Raw genomic sequence first — 20,124 nt, 5'->3', positions numbered from 1 at the left:
AGCGGGCAGGCGCTTGAACGCGGTGGGGTGAATGCTTGTACTTTTCGCAAGTCGAGCCAACGGCGTTGGATTGGCGCGATGCAGCATGGAAAAGGGGGCGTTCGCCATCAATCCTGTGATTTTCTGGAGTTTGGCGGGTCTCGGCCGGTGCCGGAGCAAGGTCGGGGCGATGCAAAGCCATGTACGATCGGCAAGTCTAGCCCGGCGCCATGCTGGCGACATAGGCGTCAGGCTTACAAGGCGCCCAGCACCGCCTCGATGCGGCCGAACAGCCAGTTCAGCGCCGGGTTGGATTCATGCCGCGGGTGCCAGTGCAGTTTCACCTCGAAGCCGGGCAGCTGGGCGGGCACCGGCAGCGGCACCACTGCGCACTGGGCGGCGAAGGTGGCGGCGACGCGAGAGGGCAGCAGGGCCACCAGATCGCTCTGCGCGATCAGCAGTGGCAGCGAGCTGTAATAGGGCGTGCGCAGGGCGATGCGGCGGGTGATGCCCTGGTCGGCCAGCGCGTCCTCGGCCAGCTGGTGGCCGGAGTAGCTGGAGGAAACGACGATGTGGCGGGCGTCGCGGAAGGTCTCCAGCGGCATGCGGCCGCCCAGGCGTTCGGCGTGGGCGCGGCCGACAAGGCAGACGTAGTGCTCGCGGAACAGCGGCACGCTGCGGGTGTGGCCGCGCAGGGTGGGGAGGTTGCCCAGCGCGGCGTCTATCTTGGAGGCGGCCAGCTGCTCGACGATCTCAGGCACCGGCACCTGCCGCACTTCCAGCGCGATCTCCGGTGCGCGGCGGCGCAACTCGGCTTCCAGCGGCGGCAGGAAGTACATGCTGCCGATGTCCGACATCGCCAGGTTGAAGGTGCGGCGGGCGGTGAGGGGATCGAAGCGGTGAGTTTCCTCCACCGCCTCGCCTATGGTCGCCAGCGCCTCGCGGAACTTGCGGTACAGCGCCTCGGCGCGCGGCGTGGGCTTGAGGCTGCGCTGGTCGCGCACGAACAGCGGGTCGGAGAACACCTCGCGCAGGCGGGCAAGGCGGTAGCTCACCGTGGGCTGCGTCAGCTCCAGCCGCTCGGCGGCCAGGGTGGCGCTGCCGGTCTCGTACAAGGTGGTGAATATGCGCACCAGATTGAGATCGAACTGCTCCATCGCCAGCCTCGTTCATCGAATAGATGGCGTCGATTTGTAACATACATTCGATGCGTTGGTTCGATGCGAACTGGCCGTTAGTCTTAGCTCCACAACATCGGCGCCGCAGCCGCAAAGCCACGCCAGCCGTGGCGGTGCAGCGGGCAGGACGCCGGACAAAAGCAAAAGGAGAGAGACATGGAGCGTTCCTTTGCCGCCGAGGTCGCCAAGCTGACCCTGGGCGAGGGCGAGGTGTTCCACGGCGAGGGCATACTCGCGGTGACCAAGGCGCTGCTGCAGTCGGGCGTCAGCTACATCGGCGGCTACCAGGGCGCGCCGGTTTCCCACCTGATAGACGTGCTCGGCGATGCCCGCGAGGTGCTGGACGATCTCGGCATCTATTTCGAGAACAGCGCTTCCGAGGCGGGCGCGGCGGCCATGCTGGGCGCCTCCATCAACTACCCGCTGCGCGGCGCGGTGACATGGAAATCCACCGTCGGCACCAATGTCGCCTCGGACGCGCTTTCCAATCTCGCCTCCGCCGGCGTCAAGGGCGGCGCGGTGGTCATCCTCGGCGAGGACTACGGCGAGGGCTCCAGCATCATCCAGGAGCGCACCCACGCCTTCGCCATGAAGTCGCAGATGTGGCTGCTGGATCCGCGGCCCAACCTGCCCTCCATCGTCGCCGCGGTGGAGCGCAGCTTCGATCTGTCGGAGGCCTCTTCCACGCCAGTGCTGCTGCAGCTACGCATCCGCGCCTGTCATGTGCATGGCAGCTTCACCTGCAGCGACAACCGGCCGCCGCGCTACTCTCGCCGGCAAGCGCTGGAGAAGGCGGAGTTCGACTACGGCCGCATCTGCCTGCCGCCGTCCATCCACGCCCAGGAGCGGCACAAGGTGGAGGAGCGCTGGCCGGCGGCGCAGCGTTTCATCCGCGAGGCCGGGCTGAACGAGCGTTTCGACGGCCAGGGCGAGGGCGCGGAGGGTGCGCGAGGGCTGGGCATCATCGTTCAGGGGGGCCTCTACAACGGCATGATCCGCGCGCTGCAGCAGCTTGGCCTGGCGGATGCCTTCGGCCGCAGCCCGCTGCCCATCTACGTGCTCAACGTGGTCTATCCGCTGGTGCCGGACGAGGTGGCGGACTTCTGCCGCGACAAGCAGGCGGTGCTGCTGGTGGAAGAGGGCCAGCCGAAATACATCGAGGAAGCGCTGGCCGCCATCCTGCGCAAGGCCGGGCTGGCGACGGAACTCGACGGCGGCGAGGCCTTCGCCCGCGCCGGCGAATACAACGGCGAGGTGCTGCTGAAGGGCATGGCCGCCTTCTTCGCCCGCCATCCGGTGGCCGCCGCGCCGGCGGCACAGGCGCCGCTGGCGCAGGCGGTGGCCGAACGGGTGGAGGACGCAAGCCGCCTCGGCAGGCTGCGCGCCCAGGCCGCCGCCGCGCTGGGGGCGCCGGTGCCGGCGCGGCCGCCGGGCTTCTGCGTCGGCTGTCCGGAGCGGCCGGTATTCGCCGCGCTCAAGCTGCTGCAGGCGCGCACCGGGCCGCTGCACGTCAGCGCCGATATCGGCTGTCACACCTTCGGCACGCTGCCGCCCTTCAACATCGGCAGCACCGTGCTCGGCTACGGCCTCGGTCTCGCCAGTTCCTCCGGCGTGGCGCCGATGATGGACACGCGGGTGGTCAGCATCATGGGCGACGGCGGCTTCTGGCATAACGGCTTCACCTCCGGCGTGGTGAACGCGGTGTACAACCGCCACGACTCGGTGCTGGTGATCCTGAAGAACGGCTACACCTCGGCCACCGGCACCCAGGCGATTCCCTCCTCGGTGCGGGAGGCGGACGGCGGCAAGGAGGCGGCGCTGGACATCGAGGCGGCGCTGCGCGGCGTCGGCGTGTCCTGGGTGCGCAAGGTGCCCAGCTACGAGGTCGGCACCATGCTGCGCACGCTGGAAGAGGCGGTGAGCACGCTGGAAGGCGGCCTCAAGGTGGTGATCGCCGACGGCGAGTGCCAACTCGAACGCCAGCGCAAGCTGAAGCCGCTGAACGCCCGCCGGCTGCAGGCCGGCCAGCGCGTGCAGCGCACCCGCTTCGCGGTGGATGACGGCGTATGCACCGGCGACCACGCCTGCGTGCGCCTGTCCGGCTGTCCCTCGCTCACCATCAAGCCCAACCCCAACCCGCTGCGCATCGACCCGGTGGCCACGGTGAACCAGGGCTGCGTCGGCTGCGGCCTGTGCGGCGCGGCGGCGCATGCCGGCACCCTCTGCCCCTCCTTCTACAAGGTGGACATCGTCGCCAACCCGCGCTGGTGGGAGCGCGCGCTCTACCGCCTGCGCCAGGCCGCCATCGGCGTGCTCGCTGGCCGTGCCCGTCCGCTTTCCCAGCCTGCCGGAGCCTTCCAATGATGCAGAAACCGGTTTCCATACTCGTCGCCGCGCTGGGTGGCGAGGGCGGCGGCGTGCTGTCCGACTGGATCATCGACGTCGCCACCGCGCTCGATTTCCCGGTGCAGAGCACCTCGGTGCCGGGCGTGGCCCAGCGCACCGGCGCCACCACCTACTACCTGGAGGTGTATCCGCAGCCGCGCGCCGCGCTCGGCGGCCAGCAGCCGGTGCTGGCACTGACGCCGGGGCCGGGCGATGTGGACCTGGTGGCCGCCTCCGAACTGGTCGAAGCCGGCCGGGTGCTGCAGAACGGCCTGGCCGATCCGGCGCGCACCACGCTGGTGTTCTCCACCCACCGGGAATACGCGGTGGCGGAGAAGATGCAGATGGGCGATGGCCGCTACGACGGCGAGCGGGTGTTCGACGCCGCCCGCGAGCTCGCCCGCGAGGTCATCGCCTTCGACATGCGCGACATCGCCTGGCGCCAGGGCACCATCATCAACACCGTGCTGTTCGGCGCCATGGTCGGCTCCGGCCGGCTGCCATTCCCGCGCGAGGCCTGCGAGGCGGCGATACGCCGTTCCGGCAAGGCGGTGGAGGCCAGCCTGCGCGGCTTCGCCGCCGGCTACGAGCGCGCCGCCGCCCGCAGCCAGGCCGCCGCCGAAGAGCGCGAGGCCGCCGCCGCGCAGGCGCTGCCGCTGCCCGCCGAGGTGAACGCGGCGCTGGCCGCGCTGCCGCCGCCGGTGCGCCCGCTGGCCGCCGAGGGCTGGGCCCAGCTTGTCGATTACCAGGATGCCGCCTACGCCCGCCGCTACCTGGAGCAGCTCACCCAGGTGTGCGCCCGCGAGCGCGAGGCCGGCGGCGCCGGTGCGGTGGGCGCCGAGGTGGCGCGCTTCCTCGCCCTGTGGATGGGCTATGAGGACGTGGTGCGGGTGGCGGAACTGAAGACCCGCGGCGAGCGCCTGCAGCGGCTGCGGCGCGAGGTCGGCGCCAAGCCGGGCGAGGTGCTGCGCGTGACCGAATACCTGAAGCCGGGCATGGAGGAACTCTGTTCGTTGCTGCCACCGCGGCTGGCGCAGTGGCTGGAGCGCCGGGCCGGATCGCAGCGGCGCGGTTTCGCCCTGCGCCTGCGCAGCGACACCGTCGCCGGCTTCGCTGCGCTGTGCCTGCTGCGCGGCTTCAAGCGCTGGCGCCCGCGCAGCGCCCGCTACGCCACCGAGCAGGCCGCCATGCGGCGCTGGCTGGCGGCGATCACCGCCCGGCTGGCGGACGAACCGGCGGCGGCGCTGGAGCTGGCGCGCTGCGGCAACCTCATCAAGGGCTATGGCGACACCGCCGCCCGCGGCCGCCGCAGCCTGGGCCTGATCCTGGACGCGGCGGAGCAGGGCGCCGACGCCGCCACGCTGCGCGCCGCCCGCGAAGCCGCGCTGGCCGATCCCGCCGGGCTGGCGCTGTCGCGCAGCCTCAGCCTGCCGGAACCGGCGGCGCGGCCGGTGCCGGTGCGGCTGGTGCGCCGCCGGCAGGAGGAGGACGCGCTGACCTCATGAGGCAGGGACTTCGTGAGCCGCGACTTCAGGAATTCTGAAAACCAGTGCCGTCGGCAGGCGGCCCGCAGCACCGCAACACCGCAGCACCGCATCACCGCACTACCCGCAGCACATAAAACCACAATGGAGGAGACGAAAATGAACGAGGCAATCAAGCAGGAAGAAACCTGTAGCGCCAACGCCAACGCAGTGGCGCTTGAGCGGCAACCGTCACCACCGGCCAGGCCGTCCGGGAGCATGGCGGGGAAACGGGCTTCGACAGGCTCGGCCCGAACGGGAGCGGGTGGGATGCGGCTGAAGACCACGCTGGCCGCCGTGCTCGGCGCCGCCTTCGTCACCCTGGGCGCCAGCCCGGCCGCGGCGCAGGAGAAGAACGTGGAGCTGCGCCTGGCGCACTGGATGCCGGCGCAGCATGCGCTGGTGAAGACCGGCTTCGCGCCGTGGGCCAAGTCGGTGGAGGAAGCCTCCGGCGGCAGCATCAAGGTGCTGATGTTCCCCGCCCAGCAACTGGGCAAGGCGGCGGACCACTACGACATGGCGCGCGACGGCATCGCCGACATGAGCTGGGTCAGCCCCGGCTACCAGGCCGGCCGCTTCCCGGTGTTCGCCGCCAGCGAGCTGCCCTTCATGGCGCGCGACCCCGGCCCCGGCTCGGCCGCGCTGGATGCCTGGTACCGCAAGTACGCCGAGCGCGAGATGGCCGACGTCAAGCTGTGCTTCGCCCACATGCACATCGGCACCCTGCACTCCAAGGCGGCCATCACCGATCCGGAGCAGATCCGCGGCATGAAGGTGCGCCCGGCCAACGGCACGGTGGCGCAGATGGTGACGCTGCTGGGCGGCAGCAATGTGCAGGTGTCGGCGCCGGAATCGCGCGACGCGCTGGAAAAGGGCGTGGCGGATGCCATCACCTTCCCGTGGAACTCGCTCATCGTGTTCAACGTGCACAAGGCGGCCACCTTCCACTCCGACATGCGGCTGTACAACGCCTCCTTCGTCTGGGTGATGAACAAGGCCTGGTACGGCAAGCTCTCCGACAAGCAGCGCCAGGTCATCGACGACCACTGCAACAACAGCTGGGCGGCGCGGGTGGGCGAGGCCTGGGGCGGCGAGGAGGATTCCGGCCGCGAGAAGCTGGCGGCGATGAAGGGCCAGACCATCGTGTCCATAGACGAAGCCCACCTGGAGAAGTGGAAGAAGGCGGTGGCGCCGGTCTATGACATGTGGGCGAAGGCGATGCCGGCGGGCGGGCCGGAGCCGGCCAAGGTGCTGGAGGAGTACCGCCAGGAGCTGGCCAAGCGCAACGTGGCCTACTGAGCGGAGCGTGTACCCATGAAACGCCTGCTCTCGCTGACGGAGACGGTGGCGGCCGTCTTCCTGCTGCTCATCGCCTTGCTCACCGCCGCCAACGTGGCCTCGCGCGAGTTGTTCGGCTTCACCCTGCCGGACTGGTTCGACGGCTCGCGCATGCTGCTCGGCATCGCGCTGTTCTGGGGCATCGCGCTCGCCACCTGGCACGGCAGCCACATCTGCGTGGACCTGGTCTGGGAACAGCTGGGGCCGCGCGGCCGGCGCTGGCTGGGCGCGCTGGTGGCGGTGCTGTGCGCCGCCTACTTCGCGCCCGTGGCCTGGATGGTGTGGGTGAAGGTGGGTGGCCTGGGCGGCCAGGCTACCTCCGACCTGCGCCTGCCCTTGTCCTGGTTCCAGACGGTGGCGGCGGCGGGTGCCACCGCGGCGGCAGTGTTCGCCATCTGGCGCGCGCTGGAGGCGCTGGGTGGCCGCAAGCTGGAGGAAGGCTGCGAAGCTGCGGAGGCCGGCCATGGATCGTGACTTGGTAGCCCTCGGCGGCTTCGTGCTGATGTTCGCGCTGATGCTGCTGCGCGTGCCCATCGGCGTGGCGATGGGCGCGACCGGCGTGCTTGGCTTCGGCCTGCTCGCCGGCACCGGCCCGGCGCTCAACCTGTTCGCCAACGTGCCGCTGTCGGTGGTGACGGACTACGACCTGGCGGTGATCCCGATGTTCATCCTGATGGGCGCCTTCGCCGCCAACTCGGGCATGAGCCGGGAGCTGTTCGAGTCCGGCCGCATGTGGTTCGGCCACCGCCGCGGCGGTCTGGCCTATGCCTCCATCGCCGCCTGCGGCGGCTTCGCCGCGGTGAACGGCTCCTCGGTGGCGACGGCGGCCACCATGACCCAGGTGGCGCTGCCGGAGATGCGCAAGGCCGGCTACGCGCCCGGTTTCTCCGCCGGGCTGGTGGCGGCTGGCGGCACCCTGGGCATCATGATTCCGCCTTCGGTCATCTTCGTGCTGTACGGGATCATGACCGACACCGACATCACCCAGCTGTTCGCCGCCGGTGTGGTGCCCGGCCTGCTCGGCGTGCTGTTCTACTTTGCACTGGTGCAGTTCATGGCCTGGCGCAATCCGGCCAGCGTGCCGGTGGGCGAGCGCCACGGCTGGGGCGCGCGCCTGCGCAGCTCGGTGGGCCTGTGGCCGGTGGCGTTGCTGTTCATGATGGTGCTGGGCGGCATCTACGGCGGCTGGTTCACCGTGCAGGAGGGCGCAGGCATGGGGGCGATAGGCACGCTGCTGATCGGCCTGGCGCGGCGGCGGCTGAACTGGAAGCTGATCCGCGCCTCGCTGATCGATGCGCTGCGCATCTCCTCGTCCATCATGATGATCGTGGTCGGCGCCTACCTGTTCGGCTACTTCCTCACCATCACCCAGTTCACCCAGAACGCGGTGGATTTCCTGGTGCACCTGCCGATAGGCGCCTACGGCGTGCTGGCGGTGGTGCTGGTGGGCTACTTCCTGCTCGGCGCGGTGATGGACGAGCTGGCGATGATCCTGCTCACCGTGCCCATCGTCTTCCCGGCGATGGTGGAGCTGGGCTTCGACCCGGTGTGGTTCGGGGTGATCACGGTGATGGCGGTGACCTTCGGCATGATCACGCCGCCGGTGGGCATCAACGTCTTCGTCATCAACTCCATCGCCCGCGACATCCCGCTCGGCAAGATCTACCGCGGCATCGCGCCCTTCGTCGCGGTGGACATCGTCCGCCTGGTGGTGCTGTGCATCTTCCCGGTGCTGTCGCTGTGGTTGCCGCATCACCTTGCCTGAACGGCCGGCGGGCGGCGCAAGCCGTCCGCCGGCTGAACCGGCTTACCGGACTCGCCTGAGGTGCCGATGAAACTCAATGTGGAGGACTACCGCCGCGCCGCGCGGCGGGTGCTGCCGCGCTTCGTCTTCGACTACATCGACGGCGCCGCCGAGCGCGGCGACTGCCTCAACCGCAACCGTGCCGATCTCGACCGCCTGGCGCTGATGCCGCGGGTGCTGCGCGACACCTCGGCGGTGGATTGCGGCATCGAGGTTTTCGGCCAGCGCTGGCGCCAGCCCTTCGGCATCGCGCCCATGGGCTTCAACGGCCTTGGTCGCGCCGGCGGCGACGGCATGCTGGCGCGCGCCGCGGCGGCGGCCGGTGTGCCCTTCGTGCTGTCCACCGCCTCCAACGAACGGCTGGAGCGGGTCGCCACGCCCGGCGGCATCCACTGGCTGCAGCTCTACGTGATGCGCGACCGCGCCATCGCCAGCCAGCTACTGCGCCGTGCCCGCGCCGCCGGCTACCAGGCGCTGGTGCTGACGGTGGACGTGCCGCTGAGCGGCTACCGCGAGCGCGACGTGCGCAACGGCTTCCGCCTGCCCTTCCGGCCGCCGCTGGCCACGCTGGCCGACATCGCCCTGCATCCGCGCTGGCTGCTGCGCTTCCTGCGCGCCGGCATGCCCGGCTTCGTCAACCTGGCGGAAGAGGAGGGCGCCGACACCTTGCAGCTGCAGGCCGCGCTGCTCAGCCGCGAACTGGACCGCGCGCTGGACTGGGATGGCCTCGCCTGGCTGCGCCGCCAGTGGGACGGCCCGCTGCTGCTCAAGGGCGTGCTGCACCCGGCCGACGCCCGCGAGGCGCTGCGCCGCGGCGTGGATGGCCTGATCGTCTCCAACCACGGCGGCCGCCAGCTGGACGTGGCGCTGTCGGCCATCGCCGCGCTGCCCGGCGTGGCGGACGCGGTGGAAGGCCGCATTCCGGTGTTCGTGGACAGCGGCTTCCGCAGCGGCGCCGACATCGCCAAGGCGCTGGCCCTGGGCGCCCGCGCCGTCTTCCTCGGCCGGCCGCTGCTCTACGGCCTGGCGGTGGATGGTGAAGCCGGCGCCGGCGCGGTGCTGCAACTCATCGCCACCGAACTGGAGCGGGCCCTGGTGCTGTGCGGGGCAAGCCGGGTAGCGGCGCTGGAGCGGGGCATGGTGCATGGGCTGGCCGAACGTTGGCCGGTGGGCGCGGCAGGGCAGGGCACGCGTGAGCAGGCCGCTGAGGATGTCGTCATCCATAGGAAAAACCAGGGGGCGCTGCAGACATGAAGATGGACACGACGCCGCCCGCCAGCGGGCGGGCGCATGAAACGAGGTTGCCCGTGGTGCAGGCGGCAAGCCATGGCTTCGCCCAGGCCCAAACCCACGCCCTGGCCGCCGCCGACGAGCGCCGTATCACCGGGATCCGCGCCCGCGCGGTCAACGTGCCGCTGGAATACGCGGTGCGCACCGGCGTCGGCGTGGTCGCCACCGCGCCGCTGGTGCTGATCGACCTGCAGGTGGGCGAGGTCACCGGCCACGCCTACCTGTTCACCTACACCCCGCTGGCGCTGGCCAGCACCCGCGCCATGGTGCAAGCCCTGGGCGAGGCCCTCTGCGGCCGGCCGGCGGCGCCCTTCGACATCGACCGCCACCTCGCCGGCCGCCTGCGCCTGCTCGGCCGCGGCGGCATCGCCGGCATGGCCTGCGCCGGGCTGGACATGGCGCTGTGGGATGCGCTCGCCCGCCTGCAGCGCCTGCCGCTGGCCACGCTGCTGGGCGGCCGCCCGCGGCCGCTGCCGGCCTACGACAGCCACAGCATGGACGGCGAAGCGCTGGCCCTGGAGCGGGCGGCGCGGGCGCTGGATGCCGGCTTCCGCGCCATCAAGACCAAGATCGGCTACGCCACGCTGGCGGAGGACTGCCGCATCGTCGGCGCCCTGCGCCAGCACATCGGCGACGGCGTGCAGCTGATGGTGGATTACAACCAGTCCCTCAGCCTGCCGGAAGCGGCGCGGCGCCTGCGCGCCCTGCGCGAGTTCGACCCCGCCTGGGTGGAAGAGCCCACCCTGCAGGAGGACTACGCCGGCCACGCCCGCCTGCGCGCCGCCGCCGAACTGCCCATCCAGATGGGCGAGAACTGGTGCGGCGTGGAGGAAATGCAGGGCGCGCTGGAAGCCGGCGCCTGCGACCTCGCCATGCCGGACGCAATGAAGATAGGCGGCGTCACCGGCTGGCTGAAAGCCGCCGCGCTCGCCGAACGCCACGGCCTGCCGGTCTCCAGCCACATCTTCCAGGAGGTGAGCGCGCACCTGCTGGCAGTCACGCCGACGGCGCACTGGCTGGAGCGCATGGACCTGGCCGCCCCCATCCTCGCCCGCCCGCTGGCCTTCCGCGACGGCATGGCGCTGCCGGGGGAAGCGCCGGGGAGTGGCGTTGAATGGAACGAGGAGGCGGTGGCCCGATACCTGGCGTGAGCGCGATCGCTGGCTGCGATGAACGGGATACCGCGCTTCAGATCAATCCAGACCGCCAAGCAGGAGCGGTTTTCTCCCCTCGCCCCTCGCGGGGCGCAGGCGGAAAAAACGAAGCATTGCTTCGCCCGCCGGAGCGCCCTGCGGCCTGCAGGCCACAGGGCCGGGGCGCGGAGCGGGGGCCGGGAGAGAGGGGCAGCGCGCGCCGACCTGAAACGCAGCCGCCCCGACCGGGGCGTCCCCCTCTCCCCGGCCTTCCCCCGCCAGGGGGGAGACACCGCCGCGGCTTGCAGCTCAGGCGGGTCACCTGAACCGTACCGAGGCTCGAGCGCCCCTGAACCAACCCTATTTCCCGGCCGGATGCCGTGTTGTCTCCTCCCTGAATAGGCGTCCGGCCCCTTGCCGTCCGCGGTGCTCTGCCGGCGCCGCGGGCGGTTTTTTCCTTGAAGGCCGTCCCGCGGCGGCGCGGCAATAGCGTCTGCTCACGCCCGAAGCCCGAAGCGCATCCTGCGGGCCAAGGCGCTCGGCTTCAGCCGGGGAGAGCTCGTCGATCTGCTTGCACTTTTGCTAAATTCCATTTCCCGCCCGCGCTTCCCGCGCCAGGAACCGGAATCCGCATGAGCCAGCCTACCGTCCCGACTTACAAGCTTTTTGGCGAAAAGCAGCTGTGGCAGACGCCGGAGCCGCTGCACCACGAGACCATCGCCGCGCGCAGCGCCCTGTACAATTGGGAAATCACGCCGCACAGCCACGACAACCTGCTGCACGTCGTTTTCCTGCAGAGCGGCGCGGCCGAGATCAGCTTCGAGACGCGGCGGGTGGCGCTGCAGACGCCCTGCCTGCTGATGGTGCCGCCGCAGCGGGTGCATGGCTTTCGCTTCTCGCCGGACATCGTCGGCCAGATCGTCACCCTGCCGCAGCCGCTGGTGGATGAGTTGCTGGCGCTGTCGCCGGAGCTGCGCCAGGCTCTCGGCCTGCTGCACTACCTGCCGCTGGCGGAGGAAGCCGCCACCTTCGACCTGATGCGCCTGCACTTCGAGGAATTCGCCCGCGAATACAGCGGCCGCGAGGCCGGTCGGGTCAGCGTGCTCAAGGCCATCATCGGCCTCGCCCTGGTGCGCCTGCTGCGCAGCGGCGGCCTGAGCGCCGCCGAAACCGGCGGCGACCGCATCCGCCAGCGGGTGACGCGCTTCAGCGAGTTGATCGAACGCCACTTCCGCGACTGGCAGCCGCTCGCCTTCTACGCCAACCGCCTGGGCGTCTCCACCGCCCAGCTCAACAACAGCTGCCGCCGCGAGGCCGGCCTCAGCGCCCAGCACATGATCCACGAGCGCCTGCTGCTCGAGGCCCGCCGCCTGCTCGCCTATTCCGATCTCGACGTCACCGGCATCGGCTACGCGTTGGGCTTCCGCGACCCGGCTTACTTCTCCCGTTTCTTCACCCGCATGCAGGGCATGTCGCCCTCGGCTTTCCGGCAGGCGCAGGGGCGAAGCGGCTGAGGGGTCGACGGCACTTTTGTCTGGGCCGAATTGGCCAGGGCGACGCATCGATTTTCCCATTGCGACAAATCTTTACAGCAAAAATCCCTCGGCATAGGATTACCCGATCCGAAATAGGTGCGGCCGGTGCGCTGCGCCGCACCGTCGGGCCCGGCACGCCAGCTTTTCACGCCTGGGTGATGTCCTTGTAGCGAGCGGCGGAAACCGTCTTCCGCCAAGGTCGAATCTTCATTTCTCATTCGCAATGCAGTAGCGGATAACCGGGACAGGGGGTTGTGTGAACGGACTGCATCTGTTTATCGAGCTGCCGGTGTTCTTGGGCGGACTCGCGCTGATTGTTTTCCTGGCTTATCGAAAACAGGCGGGAGGCGGCGAGGGTTTTGGGCAGTTCGCCGGCTCCTATGCGAAAAAGAGCTGGAAATGGCTGCTGCCGGGCTTCATTGCCGGCGTGCTCATCGGGCCCATCAGCGGTTTTGTCGTCCTGGCCATTTCCTATGGCATTTCCCGCATCGATTTCGGCGCGGAGAAAAGGAAAAGGCAGCAGGCGCGGGAAGCGGTGCTGAAAGAGCACGAGAAGTGGATTCAGGAGTTGGGGGCCAGCCAAGCGCAGCGCACTGCGGCCATCAACGAGATGTTCGATCGAAAAGACCGGGCGGTGAGTATCTCCATCTGGCATGAATTCGCCGACAAGAGCGCCAATGGAACGAAAAGCGAGTCTTTCCTGGAGTTCCATATCAGCCGCCACCTTGCAGCCATGGAAACGCGGGAGCGGGAGATGCTGCGCGTTACGGAACTGCTGCTGAACGCGGTGGAAGGGGCGCCCAGCGAGCAGGACATGAAGTGGTACCGATGGGCGAAGTTCGGGCTGATCTGGGGGAATGGGAAAGCGACCATAGACCACTACAGCTATTCGATGTGGGCCGAGGACAAAGGCATCCGCGATGCCGGCGGCGCCATCAACTGGTTCATGTCGAAAGAGGGGGCCTCGGCCGACGCAGTGGTGAGCAACGTGCTGAAGGTGATGCAGAGCAAGGAGGGCGACCCTGCCGTCCAGCCCCTGATCAAGGAGGCCAGCGCCAGGCTCAAGGGCGGCAATGCCTGGCTGTCGCCGGATGCCCTGGCCGATACGATCTTTGCGCCGAACGGGCGACCCGGGCTGAAGATCGGGACCGTGGACGGCGAGCCGCTGATCTACTCGGGCGAGGGCTCGCTGATTACCGTGGCGCCCCCCGGATCCGGGAAAACGCAGTGCAATGTATTCCCCAACCTGCTCGACTGGCATGGCCCGGCGGTGGTGCTGGACGTGAAGGGCGAGATCTATGCCGGAACGAGCAAATGGCGCGCCGAGAATGTCGGGCCGGTGTTCAAGTTCAGCCCGCTGGACCCGGCCAACAGCCACTTCTACAACCCGCTGGCCTTCATCCGCCAGGAGTCGGACTACATCTGGGAGGATGCGCGCTTCCTCGCCGACATGATGATCGTGCCTTCCGGCGCGGCCGATCCGTTCTGGGAGAACAAGGCGCGCGATGTGCTGACCGCGGCGGTGGCCTATGTGGCCTACTCCAATCCGCCGGAGAGCCGGCCGATGTCGCAGATCATCGACATCATCCACGGCGGCAAGCCCTGGGACGAAATGGTGCTCGGCCTGCAGGCCGCGGTGGATGTGCGCAGCATGATGCAGCAGGGCACCTCCCTGGCCGGCATGAACGAGAAGACCCGCGACAGCGTGCTGCAGACAGCGCAATCCAGCCTCAGTGCCTGGAGCGGCGAGCGTATCGCCAGGGCCACCAGCCGGTCGGACTGGAGTCCGCTGGACCTGCGCGGGGCCGCCAATCCCACCGTGTATATCTGCCTGAAGCCGAGCGAGGTGGACAGCTACATCTCGCTGCTGCGGGTGATCATCGCCCAGCACATCCGCATGTTGTGCAGCGAACTTCCGCCGCGCGGCGCCGCGCCCATCCTGTTCCTGCTGGATGAATTGCCGCGCCTGAAGCACATGCCGCCGGTGGAGGAGGCCATCGAGATCGGCCGCCAGTACGGACTGCGCCTGTGGCTGTTCGCCCAGAGCCTGGGGCAGCTGGAGAAGGCCTACCCGAACGCGGAGGGCATGGTGGGCAGCTGCGCGGTGCGCATCTTCATGAACCCCACCGCGCATGACGGCCTGGCGGAGAAGCTCTCCGAGCAGTTGGGCTACCGCGAATCCATCATGGACGGCTCGCGGCAGAGGCTGGTGGATGCGGCCGAGCTGGCCGGGCCGGCCTACCGCGATTACCAGATCGTGATGGCGGCGAGTTGCAAGCCGGCGAAGGTCAGGAAGGACTTCGCCTGGCAGAACCCGGAAGTGGCTGGCCGCATGGGCAGCCTGTGAGGGCCGCATCGGCTGCGTGAGTCGCGGGTGGGGAGAGTGGCATGAGCCTTGAGCAGGAAATCGCGGAATTGCAGAAGCGGAAGGAAGCCCTGGAAGCGGCGCTGACGGACCTGGATCAGCTGGCTTCCAGGATCGCCGCGCTACCTGCCGAAGACCGCGCGGCGAAGGAGCAGGAAGCCGCCGGCCTGAGAACCGATGCGCAGGGGGCGCTGAAGCTGACCGAGGAACGGCTGACCGCGCTCCTGATCGCAAAGGAAGTGGCCGACCGGACGCTTGGGGCGCAGGGGCTGGAACACTCGAGACAGCTGACGGAGGCGGAGGTCCGCGTGCGGGAGCAGCAGCAGGCGCAGGCCCAGGAGGTTGGCGTCGACCGCTATCTGGCGGCGTCGGCGGAGTTCAAGCGCGAGGTGCAGCACGAATCCGGCATGGTCCACCAGGCGCCGGTCAACCAGCTTGACCCGGCCCTGGGCCTTGCGCTGACCGCGGTCGCCGGCATCGAGGCAATCAAGGCCGGCATCGAGAAGCTCGAGATCAGCCAGGAAAAACGCCTCGAACAGGCCATTGCCCAGCACCAGCCTTCCGGGCAGAGCCAGCGTGAGAACGAGGTGTTCGCCGCGATAGAGAAGGAGCAGGCAGAGTCTGTGGCGCAAAAGGAGCAGGCCAGCGCCGCACGCAAGGAATTGGAGCAGAACCTGCAGAAGCTGGAGCAGACCTTCGAGCAGCGGCACCAGAACACCGAACCCGAACGGCGCGACGAATTGCGTCAGCAACTGCAGGAGCGCTTCCAGGCGTTGCGGGATCAACTCGAGGCGAAGCTGGCCGAGGACCGGCAGCGCCTGCTGGAGGAGCAGGAGAGAAAGCGCAAGGAGTGGGACCCGCGCACACTCTGAGAGCGGGAAGGGCCGAAAGGCTGGCCGCGCTGCGCGACGGCATCGAGGGAAAGGCCGCTACCGGCTATTCGCCAGCCGGAACGCTCGCCTCCGCTGCCACCGGCCACGCAGCCACCAGTACCAGCACCAGCCCGATGAACATGTAGGGCACGCCCGGCCCCAGTTCATAGAGCAGGGTGCCCACCACCGGCCCCAGCACCAGCCCCAGGCCCTGGGCCGCGCCCAGGGAGCCGGCGGTGGCGCCCTGTTCGTGCGCGCCGACCGCGTTGGAGGCCAGGGCGGCGAAGGCGGGGAAGACCCAGCCCATGCCGGCGGCGGCGGTGAAGTAGCAGGCGGCGAGCGTCGCGCTGCTGTCCGCCAGCGCGACGGCGCCAAAGCCCAGCCCGCTGACGGCGGCGCCCACGCGGATCAGCTTCAGGCTGTCCCACTTCAGCCGGCGGACGGCCACCTGCGCGAGGATCAGCCCCACGCCGACCAGGGTGAGCGCCAGACCGGCGGCCCGCGCGGCCTGTTCGGGCGGCAAGCCCAGGCGGTCGATGGCGAAGAAGCCGACCGAGATCTGACCCACCGAGACGCTGAACATGGCGGCGAAGGCCACCGCCATCGGCCGGCGCAGCCTGGGATCGGCGAGGCGCACGCTGCTGGCGGGCATGTCGCGGTGATGTTCGCTGCGCGGCAGGCCGCGCCACAGCGCGACGAAGGCCAGCAGCGGCAGGGCGGCGGTCACATACAACGGCAAGCCGAGGCTGATCGGCGTCAGCGCCGCCGCCAGCGCCGGGCCGAGCACCAGCCCAATGGCATTGGCGGCGCCCAGGCCGGCAAGGGCGGCGGTGCGGCCGGCGGGCGACACATGGTCCGCCACCAGCGCCTGCCCCACCGAGGGAATGGCGGCGAAGAAGCCGCCGACCGCGCCGCGGGTGAGCAGCAGGCCGGCGAACACCAGCGCGGCTGCCGGCAGCAGCTCCAGCGAGGCGAGCAGCAGCCCGCACATCGCCCAGTAGCTCAGCATGAAGCCGCCAACGCCCATCAGCAGCACGCGGCGCCGGCCCAGCCTGTCGCTGGCGCGGCCCCAGGCGCGCGCCAGCACCATCCACAGCACGCCGCCCACGGTGACGACGGTACCGGCCTGCCAGGCGGCCAGGTGCAGCACCCGCGCCATCGGGCCGATGAGGGCGACGAAGGCCATCATCGCCATGGTGCAGCTCATGTAGGCGAGCATCAGCGGACGCGGGTTGAAGGCAGGGGAGGGCGGCAGGATTTCCGCGTTCGTCTTCATGGCACGAGGGGGCGCATGGCGCTGGAGAAGGTGTTGAACAGGGTGTCGGCCAGCCGCTTGCGGGCGGCCTTGTTGCCGCTCTGCGCCTGTGCGGCGAGGTCGTCGGCGAGGCCATGCATGCCGTGGAACATGATGATGGCGATGTACCGCGGCTCTGCCGCGTGCCACACGCCGGCCGCCACGCCCTGGCTGACCAGGGCGGCCAGCTGGGTCACCACCGGGTTGTCGTGGATGAGGTCGCGGTGATCGTGGCCCAGCTCGTGGAACAACATGTCGTGCAGCACCAACTGGTCGAGCAGGGTGTCCAGCGCGGTAGCGAACCAGGCGCGCAGGCGGCCGTTCCAGTCGCTGGTGCGGCGGCGTGCCAGGGCAGCGTCCACCCGCTGGCAGAAGCCATCGACGAAGCGCTGCTGCAGCGCCGCCAGCAAGGCGTCGCGGGAGGGGAAATAGACGTAGAAGGTGCCTTTGGCGACCTGGGCCGCAGTGGTGATGTCATCCACGCTGGTGGCGGCGACGCCCTTGGCGAGGAAGAGCCGCTCGGCTGCATCCATCAGCTCGCCGCGGCGGCTTTCCGGCATGCGCCGGCGCGGCCGGCGGGGCGGGCGCCGTTCGCCGGCCTCTGCGGTCTCCGCCCCCCTTCGTTCGCGGATGGCGTTCATTGCGCCAGCGCCGCCACGGCCGCCTTTGCCGCTGCCGCATCCAGTGTCCGTCCGCGCGGCTCGAACACCTGCGTCTGCAGCCAGGCGAGGGCGGAAGGCAGATCCTGGAAGGTTGCAGCCGGAACGCCGAACAGCTTCTCCACGTTCATCCTGCGTACGCGTTCGTACTCGGCCGGCGGTACCACCGTCGCCATACCCATCACCTGGGTGCGTATCGCCTCCCCCTTCTCCTGCAGCCACTTCTTCGCGTTCTGCGCCGACCCCTCCGGATGCTCCAGCGCTGCCGCGTCGGTGAAGATGCGCAAGGTGGCGAAGGCATCGCACTCATCCAGCCAGTGGTTCCACTCGGCGGTGAAGGCCAGCATGTCGTCCAGCGTGGCTCGCCCGGAAGCGACGGTGATGACCAGGGGCCAGTGGGAAAGATCGTGACGGATCATGGGTTTCTCTCCGGTGCGGTTTGTCGTTTTTCGCCGGCCCTCCGGTTTGCGATCCGGGGCCGATGCGTGGAGAGATAATGACTGATAGTCAATAATAGGTCAAATTTAATGAGATGAATTCTCATTAATGGCCAGTTCCCTGTGGCTGCAAGGTTTTGGGCGCCACGGAAACCGGGCTCATCCAGGCGGCGAAATCCGGGTTGATCGTTTCCCGCCCTTCCAGCGCGCCGGCTATCGGGATTGCGGGCGTGATCACCCTGTCGCCATAGAAGAGCGCTGCGCCGAACATGCCCGTGAGGAGGATGAACTGCCGGCGGCAATCCCGTCCGGATGCCGCCGGCCCGGGGACCGGGGGATGCTGGCGGGGAGTGTGCCGCGACGCTGCTGCTTGGTGGGAAGAAGGTTATCTCCCAGGTCTTCCCGCGGGGCGGTGATCGCCGGGGGCAAACGGTGTGACCTGCCATCTTGCGCCGGGAGGGGCGCCGGGCGACCAAGTCAATGTGGAGCGGATCTGACAGTCGCATGACCTTCATTGGCTGCGGCATGCCTGGACCGCGCGGCATGGACGGAACCGCCTCACCCGCCCGGCCGGTCATCTCCTGTGAGGCGGCTGAGCCGGTGTCCCGTATCTTCCCGGCCCCTTGCGGGTGGGATTGCTGTTTGCCTCGGGCAGCTTCGGGCATGAGGCGCTCAAGGTCGTGCTGAATGAATCCAAGCATATGAGCGGAAAAGAGATTCCATGCTCAGGGCAGCATTCCCCGCAACGCGCTAGAGTGCCGGAACCCATCGCCGATCCAGCCCTCCCGGAGCGTGTCGCCATGCCTATGGTGCTGTTCGCCTGCCTGAGCTTGCTCGTGGCAACCACCCTCATCCACTACGAGGTGCTCGGCCTGATGAACCGCCACCTGTCCAGGGCGCCGGTGCGGGCCCGGGCCCGGCTGGTCATCGTGATCTTCGTCGCCTTTCTCGCCCACACGCTGGAAATACTGCTGTACGCCGCCACGCTCTACCTGCTGGCCCGCTTCGGAAAACTCGGCCATCTCGGCGATGCGGGCCGTTTCTCTTTCGACGTCTCGCTGTATTTCTCCGCCGAAACCTACACCTCACTGGGTTACGGCGACGTGGTGCCCAAGGGAGACCTGCGCCTGATGGCCGGCGTGGAAGCCCTGAACGGCCTGCTCCTGATCGGATGGAGCGCCTCCTACACCTACATCGCAATGGAGCGCTTCTGGGGGGAGAGCGGCAAGAAGGCTCTCAAAACCTGAGGCCGCTTTCCCCGGCCAAGCCGGCAGAACTGCTGCGGCTGGGCCGGGGAGCGAGCTGTGCATCGAAGAACGTGGCGCAATTTGCGCGAGCGCGAGCGCATCAAGCGGTTTCAATCCGCGCGTCAGCGGGGGACGCGACATGAACCCGCTCTTCATGGGCGAGGCCGGTCTGTGGTTTCAATCCACGCGTCCGCGAGGTCGTTGAGGCCTTTCGAGGCCGTTTCAATCCACGCGTCCGCGAGGGACGCGACGAGTCGTGTCCGGAAGGGCAGACGTCGGGGACGGTGTTTCAATCCACGCGTCCGCGAGGGACGCGACGGGCGGCTATGCGCCTATTGAGCTGTATGCGCCGGTTTCAATCCACGCGTCCGCGAGGGACGCGACGCGCCCAGGGCGTGCCGTCGGGGGCGACGCCGGCACCGTTTCAATCCACGCGTCCGCGAGGGACGCGACACCGAATCGCATCAGCGGCGCATACCCCTCGGCCTGTTTCAATCCACGCGTCCGCGAGGGACGCGACCTGGTCAAGCAGTTCAGGCCGGATGCGGTCGGGCTGTTTCAATCCACGCGTCCGCGAGGGATGCGACCAGCACCGTGGGGGAGACCGACGCCCTTTGCGCCGGTTTCAATCCACGCGTCCGCGAGGGACGCGACCCCAGCCGAAGTAATCATTCGCCTCTGTTCTCGAAGTTTCAATCCACGCGTCCGCGAGGGACGCGACCCCCATCGGAATTTCGAAATCCAACTGATCAAGAACGTTTCAATCCACGCGTCCGCGAGGGACGCGACTACTTCGAAGGGGCTGACACGCCAGGAGGCGTACATGTTTCAATCCACGCGTCCGCGAGGGACGCGACCGCTGGGCGCGGCGGGCTTCGAGCGGCCGAACACGTTTCAATCCACGCGTCCGCGAGGGACGCGACGGTGGCGGTCGGGGCCGGCGCGGAGGCGTACGACGGTTTCAATCCACGCGTCCGCGAGGGACGCGACTGTCAGGCGACATCGTAAATTGACCCCCTAGCGACACGAGGAATTGCCCCCCTCGCTCGCAAGGAGGGCATCGTTGGAAACGAAGCACATTGAGG

Annotated in this window: 15 protein-coding genes, 1 pseudogene and 1 CRISPR repeat array; of the genes and pseudogenes, 11 read left to right on the top strand and 5 right to left on the bottom strand. The window is 69.0% G+C overall.

What is annotated here, in order from left to right; all coding sequences use genetic code 11:
- Positions 1–233: 233 nt before the first annotated feature.
- Positions 234–1,136 (bottom strand): LysR family transcriptional regulator, encoded by a 903-nt coding sequence (locus tag C7389_RS10520; RefSeq protein WP_133591126.1) that lies wholly within the window; start codon positions 1,134–1,136, stop codon positions 234–236.
- A 177-nt stretch (positions 1,137–1,313) separates the two neighbouring features.
- Between C7389_RS10520 and C7389_RS10515 the strand changes: the two genes are divergently transcribed.
- The 10 genes from C7389_RS10515 to C7389_RS10470 all read left to right on the top strand — a co-directional run bounded on the left by C7389_RS10515 (position 1,314) and on the right by C7389_RS10470 (position 15,402).
- On the top strand, positions 1,314–3,521 hold the full coding sequence (locus C7389_RS10515; RefSeq protein ID WP_133591124.1) for a thiamine pyrophosphate-dependent enzyme: 2,208 nt from the start codon (positions 1,314–1,316) through the stop codon (positions 3,519–3,521).
- Positions 3,518–5,047 (top strand): indolepyruvate oxidoreductase subunit beta family protein, encoded by a 1,530-nt coding sequence (locus tag C7389_RS10510; protein ID WP_246034709.1) that lies wholly within the window; start codon positions 3,518–3,520, stop codon positions 5,045–5,047. The genes C7389_RS10515 and C7389_RS10510 overlap by 4 nt, the downstream gene beginning before the upstream one ends.
- Positions 5,048–5,335: 288 nt before the next feature.
- A complete protein-coding gene (locus C7389_RS10505; RefSeq protein ID WP_133591122.1) occupies positions 5,336–6,364 on the top strand; it encodes a TRAP transporter substrate-binding protein in 1,029 nt (342 codons plus the stop codon).
- A 15-nt stretch (positions 6,365–6,379) separates the two neighbouring features.
- Positions 6,380–6,877, top strand: a complete 498-nt coding sequence (locus C7389_RS10500) for a TRAP transporter small permease (protein WP_133591120.1) — start codon at positions 6,380–6,382, stop codon at positions 6,875–6,877.
- Positions 6,867–8,168, top strand: a complete 1,302-nt coding sequence (locus tag C7389_RS10495) for a TRAP transporter large permease (protein WP_133591118.1) — start codon at positions 6,867–6,869, stop codon at positions 8,166–8,168. The genes C7389_RS10500 and C7389_RS10495 overlap by 11 nt, the downstream gene beginning before the upstream one ends.
- 66 nt (positions 8,169–8,234) lie before the next feature.
- Complete coding sequence (locus C7389_RS10490) at positions 8,235–9,461, top strand: alpha-hydroxy acid oxidase (protein ID WP_133591116.1); 1,227 nt, start codon at positions 8,235–8,237, stop codon at positions 9,459–9,461.
- A complete protein-coding gene (locus C7389_RS10485) occupies positions 9,458–10,648 on the top strand; it encodes an enolase C-terminal domain-like protein (RefSeq protein WP_246034708.1) in 1,191 nt (396 codons plus the stop codon). The genes C7389_RS10490 and C7389_RS10485 overlap by 4 nt, the downstream gene beginning before the upstream one ends.
- A 614-nt stretch (positions 10,649–11,262) precedes the next feature.
- Positions 11,263–12,144, top strand: coding sequence for a helix-turn-helix domain-containing protein (locus C7389_RS10480; RefSeq protein ID WP_133591114.1), 882 nt, complete (start codon positions 11,263–11,265; stop codon positions 12,142–12,144).
- A gap of 277 nt (positions 12,145–12,421) precedes the next feature.
- Positions 12,422–14,512 (top strand): type IV secretory system conjugative DNA transfer family protein, encoded by a 2,091-nt coding sequence (locus C7389_RS10475; protein ID WP_133591112.1) that lies wholly within the window; start codon positions 12,422–12,424, stop codon positions 14,510–14,512.
- A gap of 41 nt (positions 14,513–14,553) precedes the next feature.
- Positions 14,554–15,402, top strand: a complete 849-nt coding sequence (locus C7389_RS10470; protein ID WP_133591110.1) for a coiled-coil domain-containing protein — start codon at positions 14,554–14,556, stop codon at positions 15,400–15,402.
- Positions 15,403–15,466: 64 nt separating this feature from the next.
- Here the strand turns inward: C7389_RS10470 and C7389_RS10465 are convergent, their stop codons facing one another.
- The 4 genes and pseudogenes from C7389_RS10465 to C7389_RS10450 all read right to left on the bottom strand — a co-directional run.
- Positions 15,467–16,678: an MFS transporter gene (locus C7389_RS10465; protein ID WP_133591108.1), complete on the bottom strand. Its 1,212-nt coding sequence runs from the start codon at positions 16,676–16,678 to the stop codon at positions 15,467–15,469.
- A complete protein-coding gene (locus C7389_RS10460) occupies positions 16,675–17,256 on the bottom strand; it encodes a TetR/AcrR family transcriptional regulator (protein WP_162851714.1) in 582 nt (193 codons plus the stop codon). Before C7389_RS10460 ends, C7389_RS10465 begins: the two co-directional genes overlap by 4 nt.
- 77 nt (positions 17,257–17,333) lie before the next feature.
- A complete protein-coding gene (locus C7389_RS10455; RefSeq protein WP_133591104.1) occupies positions 17,334–17,774 on the bottom strand; it encodes a hypothetical protein in 441 nt (146 codons plus the stop codon).
- Positions 17,775–17,898: 124 nt separating this feature from the next.
- Positions 17,899–18,081 (bottom strand): annotated as a pseudogene (locus C7389_RS10450) (KUP/HAK/KT family potassium transporter); the annotation flags it as partial.
- Positions 18,082–18,592: 511 nt separating this feature from the next.
- On the opposite strand from C7389_RS10450, the gene C7389_RS10445 reads away from it, so the two are divergent.
- Positions 18,593–19,039 (top strand): potassium channel family protein, encoded by a 447-nt coding sequence (locus C7389_RS10445; protein WP_133591100.1) that lies wholly within the window; start codon positions 18,593–18,595, stop codon positions 19,037–19,039.
- A gap of 107 nt (positions 19,040–19,146) precedes the next feature.
- A CRISPR array of direct repeats spans positions 19,147–20,029; the repeat unit is 32 nt; unit sequence GTTTCAATCCACGCGTCCGCGAGGGACGCGAC.
- Positions 20,030–20,124: the final 95 nt, after the last annotated feature.

The organism is Azoarcus indigens, assembly GCF_004361735.1.
In the GTDB taxonomy this organism is placed as follows: Bacteria; Pseudomonadota; Gammaproteobacteria; order Burkholderiales; family Rhodocyclaceae; genus Azoarcus; species Azoarcus indigens.
This window is presented reverse-complemented; position numbering and strand designations above follow the sequence as displayed.